Raw genomic sequence first — 12,744 nt, forward strand, 5'->3', positions numbered from 1 at the left:
CACAACAAGGGCAGGGGACATGACGGAGAACGTGGCAGGCCAGAGCCAAGGCCAAGGCAGTGTGCGGCTCGATCGCGACGGGCATCTGGCCTGGGTGACGCTGTCGCACCCGGGGCGTCTGAACGCGATCACGGTGGGCATGTGGCGCGAACTGCGCGATGTGTTCACGCGAATCGCGAAAGATGACGCCGTGCGCTGCGTGATCGTGCGCGGCGAGGGCGGCAACTTCGCCGCCGGCGCCGACATCCGCGAGTTCCCCGCCGAACGCGCCGACATGGCCGGTGTGCAGCGCTATCACCGCGAGATCCTGGCGCCCGCCCTGCGCACCGTGGCCGAATGCCCGCAACCGGTCATCGCCCAGATCGACGGCGTGTGCGTCGGCGGCGGGCTGGAAATCGCGTGCCAGTGCGACCTGCGCATCGCCGGCGCGTCGGCCCGCTTCGGCGTGCCGATCAATCGCCTGGGTTTTCCGATGGCCCCGGACGAAATGCGCGGCCTGCTGGCGCTGGCGGGCAGGGCCGCAACGCTGGCCATTCTGCTGGAAGGCCGGGTGTTCGGCGCCGCCGAAGCCAAAGACCTGGGTCTCTTGACCCGCATCGTCGACGACGGCGACGTGGCCACGTCCGCCCGCCGCAGCGCCGACCGCATCGCCCAGGGCGCGCCGCTGGCCGCCCGCATCAACAAACGCTTGTCCGCCAGGCTCGCCACCGGCGCCGCCTTGACCGAGGACGAGTATCGCGATTATTTCTCCTATGCCGAAAGCCGGGACCACAGCGAGGGCGTGCGCGCCTTCCTGGCCGGCGAAGACCCTTCCTTTACCGGAGACTAGACAGGTGAGCAACGCCAACCTATACGCTGTCCTGCAAGGCGGCTTTCCCAAAGACCGCAGCAAAGTCGCGCTGGAAACGCCCGACCTCCAATACACCTGGGACGACATCGACCGCGCGACCGCGTGCCTGGCGAACCTGCTGCAATCGCTGAACCTGCCCGACGGCGCGCGCGTCGCCGTGCAGGTCGAAAAGTCGCCCGAGGCGCTGCTGCTGTACCTGGCCACGCTGCGCGCCGGCCTCGTGTACCTGCCGCTGAACACCGCGTACCGCGAATCCGAAATCGAATACTTCCTGGGCAACGCCGAGCCGTCCGTCGTGGTCTGCGCCAGCAAGAACCTGGACTGGGTCAAGCGCGCCGCCGACAAGGCCAACTGCCCGCACGTCTACACGCTGGACGAGGACCGCACCGGCACGCTGCTGGACGCGGCCGGCGGCCTGTCGCAGACGTTCAAGACCGTTGAAAGCAAGCCGGACGACCTGGCCGCCATCCTGTACACGTCGGGCACCACGGGCCGCAGCAAGGGCGCGATGCTCTCGCACGGCAATCTGGCGGCCAACGCGCGCACCCTGCATGAATACTGGGGCTGGCGCGAGGACGACGTGCTGCTGCACATGCTGCCGATCTTCCACGTGCACGGCCTGTTCGTCGCGTCGCACGGCGCGCTGCTGGCGGGCGCCCGGATGATCTGGCTGCCCAAGCTGGATGCCGACCAGGCGCTGCACTATCTGCCGCAAAGCACCGTGATGATGGGCGTGCCGACCTACTATGTGCGTCTGCTGGCCGATCCGCGCTTCAATCGGGACGTCTGCGCCAACATGCGCCTGTTCATCTCGGGCTCCGCGCCCCTGCTGGCCGAAACGTTCTCCGACTTCAAGGAACGCAGCGGCCATCCCATTCTTGAGCGCTACGGCATGAGCGAAACCGTCATGCTGACCTCCAACCCGTACGACGCCGCGCTGGGCGAGCGCCTGGCGGGCACCGTCGGCCGGGCCTTGCCGGGCGTGGATGTCCGGGTGGTCGACGACGCCGGCAAGCCGCTCGCACCCGGCGAGATCGGCAACGTGCAGGTGCGCGGTCCCAACGTGTTCTCGGGCTACTGGCGCATGCCGGAAAAGACGCGCGAAGAATTCACCGACGACGGCTGGTTCAAGACCGGCGACGTGGGCCGCTGGGGCGGCGAGTCCGCCGGCCGCACGGCGCCCGACGACTATCTGTCGATCGTCGGCCGCAGCAAGGACCTGATCATCTCCGGCGGCTACAACGTGTACCCCAAGGAGATCGAGACGCTCATCGACGACATGCCGGGCGTGTCGGAGTCGGCGGTGATCGGCGTGCCGCATCCGGACTTCGGCGAGGCCGTCGTGGCGGTGGTGGTGCCCAAGGACGGCGCGACGCTGGACGCCTCGGCCATGCAGGCGGAGTTGAAGAGCCGCATCGCCAACTTCAAGGTGCCCAAGCGCGTTCATATCATCGACCAACTGCCGCGCAATACGATGGGCAAGGTTCAGAAGAACGTGCTGCGCGACACCTACAAGGCGCTGTAGTCCATACCGAAGCCGGTCCCCGCGGGGCCGGCTTTTTTACCACCGCATTCTTTCACCGCGTTCATTTACCGCAGCTAAGGAGAAGCATCCCCATCCAATGCCCCGATAAGACCTGCCCGCCGCATTCAGAAGAAAAAAATATCTCAGCGACGAGACGCCAGAAAACAGGCGCCGTACCCCGATGCAGCAAGAGGAGACAAAATGACTTATCGCACCACCGCCGCGGCCGTGTTCGCCGTGGCAGCCCTGGGTTTCGGCGGCGTTGCCGCCGCGCAATGGCCCGAACGCCCCATCACGCTGATCGTTCCGTTTCCCGCCGGCGGCGGCACGGACACGTTCGCCCGTCCGCTGGCCGCGCAGCTCACCACGCAGCTTGGCCAGACGGTGGTCATCGACAACAAGGGCGGCGCGGGCGGCACCGTGGGCGCCGGCGTGGCGGCCAAGGCCAAGCCCGACGGCTACACGTTCTTCATGGGCGGCGCGCACCATGCGCTGGCGCCTTCCCTGTACAAGAGCCTGAGCTACAACATTCAGAAGGATTTCGTGCCGGTCGCCCTGGTGGCGCAGCCGCCGCAGGTCGTCGTCATCAACGCAAGCAAGCTGCCGGTAAAGACCTTGCAGGAGTTCATCGATTACGCAAAGAAACGCCCCGGCGAAATCAACTTCGGCACGGCAGGCAAGGGCAGCACGCACCACCTGGCCGGCGAGCTGTTCGCGATGCAGACGGGGGTCAAGCTGGTGGACGTGCCGTATCAGGGCGCGGGTCCCATGCTGTCGGCGCTGATTGGCGGTCAGGTGGATCTGGCGTTTGACGGCCTGGGCTCGTCGGCCGGCCACATCCGCGCTGGCGCGATCAAGCCGCTGGCGGTGGCCGCCACGGAGCGTTCGCAGTCGCTGCCCGACGTGCCCACGGCTGCCGAAGCCGGCGTGCCGAACTACGTGGTGTCGACCTGGTATGCGATCTGGGCGCCCGCGGGCACGCCGAAGGAAGCCACGGAAAGAATGGCCGCCGAGATCACGAAGGCGCTCAACACGCCCAAGCTGAAGGAGACCTGGGCGGGCAACGGCACGGGCGTGCCCACGCTGACCGGCGCCGAGTTCGGCAAGTTCGTCGACAGCGAAGTCCAGCGCTGGGCCAAGGTCGTCAAGGACTCCGGCGTGACGTTGGACTAAGCGGCTGAACTAAGCGGCTGGACTAAGCAACCTCAGCGCCAATCGCTGGCCTGGCTCAGCCGGGCCAGCTGGTCGCGCGTCAGCGTCAGGCTGGCGGCCTTGACCAGTTCGTCCAGCTGGGCGAGCGAGGTGGCGCTGACGATGGGCGACGTAATGCCCGGCTGCGCGATCTGCCAGGCCAGCGCGGCCTGTGCGGGCGTGCAGCCGGCGTCCTCGGCCACCTCGTCCAGCGCCTTCAGGATGCGGTAGCCACGATCATTCAGATACGTGTCCACGATCTTCTTGCCGCGCGCGCTCTTGCCTGCATCTTCGGGACCGCGGTACTTGCCGCTGAGAAACCCGCTTGCCAGCGCGAAGTAATTGATCGTGCCCATCTGCTGGGTCTTCACCAGGCTTTGCAGGCCGGATTCGAAGGGCTCGCGGGTATACAGGTTGTACTCGGGCTGGATGCTTTCGTAGCGCGGCAGGCTGTGCCGCTCGCTGGCGATCAGGGCTTCCGACAGCCGCACCGCCGTGTAGTTGGACGCGCCGATCGCGCGCACCTTGCCGGCTTCGATGTGCTTGGCGTATTCGGCCAGCGTGTCGGTCAGCGGCGTGTCCGGGTCGTCCTGGTGCGATTGGTACAGGTCCACGTAGTCCGTCTGCAGGCGCGCCAGCGATGCGTCCAAGGAGCGCCGGATGTAGGCGGGCGACAGGCCTTTCTGGCTTGGACCCATCTCCATGCCGACCTTGGTCGCGATCAGCACCTGGTCGCGCTTGCCCGATCGCTTGAGCCACTTGCCGATCAGGGTTTCGGATTCGCCACCCTGGTTGCCGGGAACCCAGCGCGAGTACATGTCGGCCGTGTCGATGAAATTCAGGCCGGCGTCCACCAGCGCATCCAGCAAAGAAAAGGTGCCGGCCTCGTCGACGGTCCAGCCGAAGACGTTGCCGCCGAAAGTGAGCGGGGGAATCTGCAGGCCGGATCGGCCCAGTGCGCGTTTGATCATATTGGCCTCGGGATGCCGTCGGCGGGCACGCGGAACGGGATGAACGGCGTTTGCCCGGCGGATGTCAGTATATTCACGCCGCTGCCTCGGGTCGGGGCGCGCCTGTATGGATGCACCATTACAGGGATTCCCCCCAAGTCCATTTGGTGGACGGCACGTTAGACTATACGGCTTTGTGGCAGGACAAACGGATCAAAAACCCGCGCCCGCCATGAAGAAACCGGCAAATTCAACAAGCAACACCCAGGGTTCAAGGAGCAAACATATGCTGATCGGAAAAAAACATTTTCTGACGGTTGGCGCGATGGCGCTGGCGATGGCCATCGCCGCACCGGTCGCCGCGCAGCAAAAGTCCGTCGCGGTGACCGCCATCGTCGAGCATCCGGCGCTGGACGCCGTGCGTGACGGGGTGCAAGACGCCCTCAAGCAAGCCGGCTACGAGCCGGGCAAGAACCTGAAGTGGCAGTATCAAAGCGCGCAAGGCAACAACGGCACGGCCGCGCAGATCGCCCGCAAGTTCGTCGGCGACCGCCCGGACGCCATCGTCGCGATCGCCACGCCGTCGGCGCAGGCCGTCGTGGCCGCCACCAAGGACGTGCCGGTGGTGTATTCCGCCGTGACCGATCCGGTTGCCGCGCAACTCGTGTCCAGCATGGATGCCTCGGGCACCAACGTGACCGGCGTGTCGGACCTGCTGGCGCTGGACAAGCAGGTTGAACTCATCAAGAAGATCCTGCCCAACGCCAAGCGCGTCGGCATCGTCTACAACCCGGGCGAGGCCAACTCGGTCGTCGTCGTCAAGAAACTCCAGGAAATCCTGCCCAAGTCGGGCATGAGCCTGGTCGAAGCCGCCGCCCCGCGCTCGGTGGACGTGGCATCCGCCGCCCGCAGCCTGATCGGCAAGGTCGACGTCATCTACACCAACACCGACAACAACGTCGTGTCGGCGTATGAGTCGCTGGTCAAGGTGGGCAACGACGCCAAGATCCCGCTGATCGCGTCGGATACCGACAGCGTCAAGCGCGGCGGCATTGCCGCCCTGGGCATCAACTACCGCGATCTGGGCGTGCAGACCGGCAAGGTCGTCGTGCGCATCCTGAAGGGCGAGAAGCCCGGCGCCATTCCGTCTGAAACCAGCTCCAAGCTCGAGCTGTACGTGAATCCGGGCGCGGCCGCCAAGCAGGGCGTGACCCTGCCCGAGGCGCTGATCAAGTCCGCCGCGGTGGTCGTGAAATAATACGGCGCGAAATCGGCCCCGCCATGCCTATCCGGCGTGCGCGGGGTTTTTCTTGCGTTTTTCGTGGTGTGCTTACCCGATGTTCCACAGGGCGGCAGCGTTCACAAGATGCTCGCGGCCCGGCGTTGTTGCTTCCTTGACAGGTCTCGTGCTTTCGCTGGCTGCGCCGGCGCGTAGGCACGCGGGCGGGAAACGAGAGAAAATCCATGCCGGGAAACGTTCATTGCGAAAGCTCGGGTAAAACTGACCCGCGAACGCAAGAAATCGTACGTTTCACTTCTTTAATATGCTCGTTTCTTATCTTGATTGGATCTGACCCATGTCATTGTTCTCGTTGTTAGGCGCGCTGGAGATCGGCTTGATCTTCAGTCTGGTGGCCTTGGGCGTGTTCATCTCCTTTCGCCTGCTGCGCTTTCCGGACCTGACCGTGGACGGCAGCTTTCCGCTGGGCGGCGCGGTCTGTGCGACGCTGATCGCCTCGGGCACCGATCCGTTTTCCGCCACCATCATCGCCACCATCGCCGGCGCGGCCGCCGGGCTGGTCACGGGCTGGCTGAACGTCAAGCTCAAGATCATGGATCTGCTCGCCAGCATCCTGATGATGATCGCGTTGTATTCGATCAACCTGCGCATCATGGGCAAGCCCAACGTGCCGCTGATCACCGAACCCACCGTGTTCACGATCCTGCAGCCCGCGTGGATTTCCGACTACGTCGCCCGGCCGCTGCTCCTGATCGTCATCGTCATCCTCTGCAAGCTGGCGCTGGACTGGTTCTTTGCCACGCAGACCGGCCTGGCCGTGCGCGCCACCGGTTCCAACGGCCGCATGGCCCGCGCGCAAGGCGTGAACACCGGCCGCATGATCCTGGGCGGCATGGCGCTGTCGAATGCGCTGGTTGCACTGGCCGGCGCGCTGTTCGCGCAGACGCAAGGCGGCTCCGACATCTCGATGGGCATCGGCACCATCGTGATCGGCTTGGCCGCGGTGATCGTCGGCGAAAGCATCCTGCCGTCGCGCAAGCTGGTGCTGGCCACGCTGGCCGTCATCATCGGCGCCATCGTCTACCGCTTCTTCATCGCCCTGGCGCTCAACAGCGATTTCATCGGCCTGAAGGCGCAGGACCTGAATCTCGTCACCGCGGTGCTCGTCACGATCGCCCTGGTCATCCCCATGCTCAAGCGCCGCCTGGTCGGCAAGAAGGGGCGCTGATATGTTGTCCGCAAAAGACCTGAAAATCACCTTCAACGCGGGTACGCCCATCGAGACCCGCGCCCTGCGCGGCCTCACGCTGGAAATCCCGTCAGGCCAGTTCGTCACCGTGATCGGTTCCAACGGCGCGGGCAAGTCCACGTTCCTGAATGCCGTGTCGGGCGACCTGCCCATCGATTCGGGACGCATCGACATCAATGGTGTGGACGTGACGCGCAAGCCCGTGTGGGCGCGCGCCGGCAGCGTGGCCCGCGTGTTCCAGGACCCCATGGCGGGCACCTGCGAAGACCTGACCATCGAGGAAAACATGGCGCTGGCGCAGATGCGTGGCGCCTCGCGCGGCTATAGCCGCGCCGTAAAGGCCTCGATGAAAGCGGGCTTTCGCGAGCGCCTTGCCACGCTGGGTCTGGGCCTGGAAAACCGCCTGACCGACCGCATCGGCCTTTTGTCCGGCGGCCAGCGCCAGGCGGTCAGTCTGCTGATGGCGGCGCTGCAACCGTCGCGCATCCTGCTGCTGGATGAGCACACCGCCGCGCTCGACCCGCGCACCGCGGACTTCGTGCTGCAACTGACGGCGCGCATCGTGGCAGAAAACCAGCTCACCACCATGATGGTCACGCACAGCATGCGCCAGGCGCTGGATGTCGGCGACCGCACCGTCATGCTGCACCAGGGCCAGGTCGTGCTGGACGTGTCCGGCGACGAGCGCCGCGGCATGGACGTGCCGGACCTGCTGGCCATGTTCGAGCGGGTGCGGGGCGAGAAGCTGTCGGACGATGCGCTTTTGCTGGGCTGAAGACGAAAAGGCGCGGTAAATAGCGCGGTCAACAACGCGGTCCTTCAAGGACCGCGTTTGCCTAGATGAAGCGGCCGGGCCGGAAGGCCGCGTGGCGCGACGCCGCCGCACCGTTCAGCATCAGTTCCGCCAGCACCTTTGCCGTGCCCGGCGCGGTGCTGAAGCCGATGTGCTGGTGCCCCAGCGCCAGCCACAGGCCGGGATGGCGCGGCGCTTCGCCGATCATCGGGCGGCTGTCGGGCAGGGTGGGGCGGCGGCCCAGCCAGGCGGCGGCGTCCAGCCGGTCGCCCAGCGGGAAGGCCTCGCGGGCGCGCTGTTCCGCCAGATCCAGCTGCTCGGGACGCGCGGGCGCCTCGCAAGCGTTCAGCTCGACGCCCGTCGACAGGCGCAGCCCGCGCGCCATGGGCGACAGGACGTAGCCGCCGCCGGTGTCGTAAACCGGCCGCGTGACGCGCGCGCCCTCGCGGCCGCTGTAGTGCATGTGATACCCGCGTTCGAACGCCATGGGCAGGTTGATGCCGGTGGTCTTGAGCAACGCCTTGGACCACGGCCCCAGCGCGACGACCAGCCGGTCGGCCGACACCGATTCCGATGCGCTTGTCCCTTGCACCGCCCAACCATTGCCATCGCGGCGGATGGCGGCGGCGTCCATCCGCTTGAACGTGCCGCACTCGCGCTGGAACAGGCGGGCGTACGCGGCGACGACCTCGTGCGGATCATCCACCGAATACGAACCCTGAATCCACAATGCGCGGTGAAAGATCGGCGACAGGGCGGGTTCGACCTCGGCAAGTTCCGCAGGGTTCAGTTCGCGGGTCGGCACGTCGTACTGCGCGAAGGTGCGGCGCGCCAATGCGCCCGCGTTCCAGGCCGCCGCCGTGCGGTACAGGAAGATCCAGCCGGTGTCGCGCAGCCGGTGGCGCGCGCCGCTTTCATCCAGCAGCTTCAGGTGTTCGGGCGCGGACAGCCGGATCAGGCCGTCCAATGCGCGGGCAGTCTCCTGGAAGACGGAAGGCCGCGCGCTCATAAGGAATCGCGCTGCCCAGCCCAGGTTCGACGCCAGGTACGGCCAGCGGTATCGGAACTGGACGGTGTCGTTCTTCAACAGACGCGGCAGTTGTCCCCAGAGGCCAGGGTGATTGAACGGCATCAGCGAACTGCGGGCCAGCACCCCGGCGTTGCCCATCGACGTTTCCATCCCGGGCGCCTGCCGATCCACAAGCGTGACCGACATGCCGCGCCGCTGCAGTTCCAGCGCGCAGCAGACGCCGACGATACCGGCGCCCAGCACGATGACGTGTTTACCCATGTCTTGTCTCATCCTTGTCGATGGCCGCCCAGAATACGCGCTGCTGCCGTCACGCCCCACCATGAGGCTTCTTCAAAAACCGAATACCCCGACAGGTCGGCGTGCGCGAACAGCACCGGACCGTCCACGGCACGCAGGGCAGCCAGGCCCGGATTGGACAGGTAGCCGCACACCGGCGTAGCCATGGCGTGGCCACGCACCGTGATCTCCAACTGGCGCGCATTGCGCCAGAACTCCTTGCCATACGCCGCCACCAGATCCACCGCGGCCACGTCGCGCAGGTCTTGCGGGCTGGCGCGCGTCAGCCATTCGCGCGCCGCCTGCGGCGTCTGGCCGCTCAGCGCGTGATACGCGGTGAACACGCTGCGCGGCGTGCGCGCCACGCGCAGCAATTGATGGGTGGACACGACGTAGCCCAGCGCCTGGCCTTCGTAGACGACGTTGTCCCACGACAGCGGCTCGCCCGGCGCTTCCAGCGGATAGCCGTCCATGACGAAGTTCGACACCATCCAGGCCGCGTGCGGCGCGGCGTGCGTGGCCGGGTCGTAGCCGTACGCGCGGATGTCCGGCAGCAGGCGCTGCGCGACGAAGAGCGGCATGGCGCAGACGGTGCGGCGGGTTTGCAAGGCATAGGCGCGGGCGGCGCCATCGGCCGACTCCTCGATGCACAGGACGCGCGGGCCGGAGGCTAGTTCCTCGATACGCACCGCCGTGCCCGGCAGCAGCCAGTCTGCGTGGCCGAGCTTTTGCGTGATGGCCGCGCGCATCCGTTCGGCCAGCGTCGCCAGCCCGCCCGGCCAGGTCAGCACAGCGCCTTCGCCGGCATTGGCGGCATGGCCGTCGCGGCTGGCAAAGTAATGCAGCCCCGCCCACGCGGAGACGACCTCGATTCCCGCGCCGTAGTCGTCCCGGCAGCAGTAGTTCAGATACCAATGCAGCGCGGGCGAGGTATAGCCTTCACGCGCCAGCCAGTCCTTGAACGTCAGCGCGTCCAGCGCGCGCCACGCCGGATCGCGCGACGACAGGTCGAGCGGAATGCAGAACACCTTGCGGCCGTCGCTGCCGACCTGTGTGCGCAGCTGATCGACCAGGGCCAGAAAGCGCTGGTGCTGGGCGGCGTCGGCATCCGGCACGTCCGTCATCGGCAGCAGGTGTTCTTCCCAGCGCCCGTTGCGCAGCAGTCTTTCCTGCGGGGAATGCACCAGGACGGCTTCGTCGTAGTAGGGACGCGCGTCGCCCGCGCCGCGCTCGATGATGCCGAAGTCGGCCAGCATTTCACGCACGTGGGCGGACGCCAGCGAGGGCAAGGGCAGGTAGTGCGCGCCCAGCGGATAGTCCAGCCCATCGCGCACGCCCGCCGCGGCGTTGCCCGCGAATTCGGGGCCCTGCACCACGACAAAATCGGAGAAGCTTTCTCGGGCCAGTTTCCACGCGCAGGACAGGCCCGCCACGCCGGCGCCCAGGATTGCAACTTCATGCTGCCGCGTGGCCGACGGCTGCGGCAGGGCGGCCTTGTCGCGCAGCGCGTGGCCGGCTTGCATGCCGGGATAGTGCACGTCGGGCGTCGTCTCGACGACGCGCGCGCGCCAATAGCCGACCGAGCCCGCCGCGGCGGCCGTGGCAGCGCCCAACAGGAAGCTGCGGCGCCGCATCAGCGGATGACCTTGCGCCAGTCCTCGTCGAAGTAGCGCACGAGCGATTGTTCGTTCAGGCGGTTCGGCGGCATGGCCAGCGCCGGCATGTCGGCGGGAAAGTGAAAGAGCTCGCGCACGGTGACGGCGTCCAGATAGCGCGTGGGCACGGTGATTTTTTCGGGCGGCGCGTAGTCGCGCCGCTTGCTGGCCAGGATGAAACCCCAGTCGCCGAACGACGGCACGTAGGTGTGATACGGCCAGGTGTTCAGGCCGGCTTCCTTCAGGGTGGCGTCCACGCTCCAGAACGAACGCGGCGCGAAGTAGGGCGAGGTGGACTGCACGACCATGTAGCCGTTTTCGGCCAGGTGCCGCGCCATGAGGTGATAGACCGGCACGGAATACAGCCGTCCCAAACCGAAGTTGGACGGATCGGGAAAGTCCACCACGATGAAGTCGTAGACCTCGGCGTGTGTCTCCAGCCACCGCCCCGCGTCGTCATTGATGACGGTGACGCGCGGGTCCTTGAGCGCGCCCGCGTTCAGCGCGACCAGCGGGTCCGAACGCGAAAACAGATTCGTCATGGCCGGATCCAGATCCACCAGCGTGACGTGCTCGACGTGCTTGTATTTCAGGATCTCGCGCACGGCCAGGCCGTCACCGCCGCCCAGCACCAGCACGTTGCGCGCCCACGGCAGCACCTGCAGGCCGGGATGCACCAGCGATTCGTGATACCGGTGCTCGTCGCGCGACGAGAACTGCAGGTTGCCGTTGATGTACAGGCGCAGGTCGTCATGCCAGCGCGTCACGGCCAGGCGCTGATACTGCGTGGTCTCGGCGTGGATGATGTCGTCGCCATACAGGCCTTTTTCGGCCCAGGCGGTCATGCTGCCGGAATAGACGAACCCCAGGCCCAGAATCCCCAGCACCACGCCGGCGCGCACGGCCTTTTCGCCGGGGCGGGTGACTTCGGCGCGGAACAGCCACGTGGTCCATAGCGCGACGCTGGCGTTCAGGATGCCGAACAGGAAGCTGGTGCGCAGCAGCCCCAGCTTGGGCGCCAGCAGCAATGGGAACACCAGCGACACGGCCAGCGCGCCCAGGTAGTCGAAGGTCAGCACGCGGCTGACGATTTCGCGGAATTCGGCCTTGCGCTGGTTGAAGACCCGCATCACCAGCGGGATCTCCATGCCGACCATCAGTCCGATGATGAAGACGCCGACATACAGCGCCGCGCGAAAGGGCGCGGACAGCCACGCGAACACCAGGAACAGGACTGCGGCCGACACGCCGCCCAACAACGCCACCAGCAGCTCGACGTCGATAAAGCGATTCAGAACGTCTTCGTCTCTTACATATTTTGACAACCATGAACCGATGCCCATCGCGAAGAGATAGCACCCGATCACGGAGGAGAACTGAAGGATCGAATCCCCAAGCAAATAGCTGGCGAGCGCGCTGCTGATGAGCTCGTAGCCCAACCCGCAGGACGCAACGATCAATACCGAGAGAATGAGAACGCGGTCGCGCATGGGAGTGTCCGAGCCAAAAAATGCGTTCGCAGTATATCGAACGCGACGTATATACTGCGCGCAATTGGGAGGCTGGCAATGGGAGAAGCAATGCATCCGGCGGTGACCTATCTGATCTATATCGTCTCGGCGCTTGTCATGCTGGGCGTTTTTACGGCGGTCTACACGGCCATCACGCACTACAAGGAATTCGACCTCATCCGCGAGGGCAACATTGCCGCCGCCCTGTCCTATGGCGGCGCGCTGGTCGGCTTCAGCCTGACCCTGTGTTCCAGCATCGCGGTCCATGCCAGCTTCGTCATGTTCGTGGTCTGGGGCGTGGCGGCGATGATCGTGCAGATCGTCGTCTACGCGGTGGTGTCCAAGGCCATACGCGGCATGACCGACGCCATCGCCGAAAACAACATCGCCATGGGCGGCCTGATCGGCGCGATTTCGCTGGCGGCCGGCATCGTCAACGCCGCCTGCCTGACCTGAGCGGCGCGCACTCTC

General features: G+C 66.1%; 11 protein-coding genes. 7 read left to right on the forward strand and 4 right to left on the reverse strand.

The genetic code is table 11. The features are described 5' to 3' along the window. Window positions 1-19: 19 nt before the first annotated feature. The 3 genes from MHZ91_RS08215 to MHZ91_RS08225 all read left to right on the forward strand — a co-directional run bounded on the left by MHZ91_RS08215 (window position 20) and on the right by MHZ91_RS08225 (window position 3,548). Window positions 20-829 (forward strand): enoyl-CoA hydratase/isomerase family protein, encoded by an 810-nt coding sequence (locus MHZ91_RS08215; protein ID WP_239213228.1) that lies wholly within the window; start codon window positions 20-22, stop codon window positions 827-829. Window positions 830-833: 4 nt separating this feature from the next. Further along, window positions 834-2,375 (forward strand): malonyl-CoA synthase, encoded by a 1,542-nt coding sequence (locus MHZ91_RS08220; protein WP_175138085.1) that lies wholly within the window; start codon window positions 834-836, stop codon window positions 2,373-2,375. Window positions 2,376-2,576: 201 nt separating this feature from the next. After that, window positions 2,577-3,548, forward strand: coding sequence for a tripartite tricarboxylate transporter substrate binding protein (locus MHZ91_RS08225; RefSeq protein WP_175123645.1), 972 nt, complete (start codon window positions 2,577-2,579; stop codon window positions 3,546-3,548). Window positions 3,549-3,580: 32 nt separating this feature from the next. On the opposite strand, the gene MHZ91_RS08230 is transcribed toward MHZ91_RS08225, so the two are convergent. Next, window positions 3,581-4,537, reverse strand: a complete 957-nt coding sequence (locus MHZ91_RS08230; RefSeq protein WP_239213229.1) for an aldo/keto reductase — start codon at window positions 4,535-4,537, stop codon at window positions 3,581-3,583. 265 nt (window positions 4,538-4,802) lie between these two features. Between MHZ91_RS08230 and MHZ91_RS08235 the strand changes: the two genes are divergently transcribed. The 3 genes from MHZ91_RS08235 to MHZ91_RS08245 all read left to right on the forward strand — a co-directional run bounded on the left by MHZ91_RS08235 (window position 4,803) and on the right by MHZ91_RS08245 (window position 7,780). Then, window positions 4,803-5,774, forward strand: a complete 972-nt coding sequence (locus MHZ91_RS08235) for an ABC transporter substrate-binding protein (RefSeq protein ID WP_056563116.1) — start codon at window positions 4,803-4,805, stop codon at window positions 5,772-5,774. A 319-nt stretch (window positions 5,775-6,093) separates the two neighbouring features. Continuing rightward, on the forward strand, window positions 6,094-6,984 hold the full coding sequence (locus MHZ91_RS08240; protein WP_056563113.1) for an ABC transporter permease: 891 nt from the start codon (window positions 6,094-6,096) through the stop codon (window positions 6,982-6,984). Between the two features lies 1 nt (window position 6,985). Continuing rightward, window positions 6,986-7,780, forward strand: a complete 795-nt coding sequence (locus MHZ91_RS08245; RefSeq protein ID WP_175123643.1) for an ABC transporter ATP-binding protein — start codon at window positions 6,986-6,988, stop codon at window positions 7,778-7,780. Window positions 7,781-7,841: 61 nt separating this feature from the next. On the opposite strand, the gene MHZ91_RS08250 is transcribed toward MHZ91_RS08245, so the two are convergent. The 3 genes from MHZ91_RS08250 to MHZ91_RS08260 are packed head-to-tail and all read right to left on the reverse strand — an operon-like array spanning window position 7,842 to window position 12,252. After that, on the reverse strand, window positions 7,842-9,089 hold the full coding sequence (locus tag MHZ91_RS08250) for an FAD-binding oxidoreductase (RefSeq protein ID WP_239213231.1): 1,248 nt from the start codon (window positions 9,087-9,089) through the stop codon (window positions 7,842-7,844). A gap of 8 nt (window positions 9,090-9,097) precedes the next feature. After that, window positions 9,098-10,741 (reverse strand): NAD(P)/FAD-dependent oxidoreductase, encoded by a 1,644-nt coding sequence (locus MHZ91_RS08255; RefSeq protein ID WP_239213233.1) that lies wholly within the window; start codon window positions 10,739-10,741, stop codon window positions 9,098-9,100. Further along, the gene (locus tag MHZ91_RS08260; protein ID WP_218344640.1) at window positions 10,741-12,252 is read right to left on the reverse strand and encodes a polyamine aminopropyltransferase; all 1,512 of its coding nucleotides are present in this window, start codon (window positions 12,250-12,252) and stop codon (window positions 10,741-10,743) included. The genes MHZ91_RS08255 and MHZ91_RS08260 overlap by 1 nt, the downstream gene beginning before the upstream one ends. A gap of 90 nt (window positions 12,253-12,342) precedes the next feature. On the opposite strand from MHZ91_RS08260, the gene MHZ91_RS08265 reads away from it, so the two are divergent. Continuing rightward, the gene (locus tag MHZ91_RS08265) at window positions 12,343-12,729 is read left to right on the forward strand and encodes a DUF350 domain-containing protein (protein WP_105239633.1); all 387 of its coding nucleotides are present in this window, start codon (window positions 12,343-12,345) and stop codon (window positions 12,727-12,729) included. The last annotated feature ends 15 nt before the right edge of the window (window positions 12,730-12,744 follow it).

It is taken from the genome of Achromobacter sp. ACRQX, from assembly GCF_022346505.1.
GTDB lineage: Bacteria > Pseudomonadota > Gammaproteobacteria > Burkholderiales > Burkholderiaceae_B > Achromobacter > Achromobacter animicus.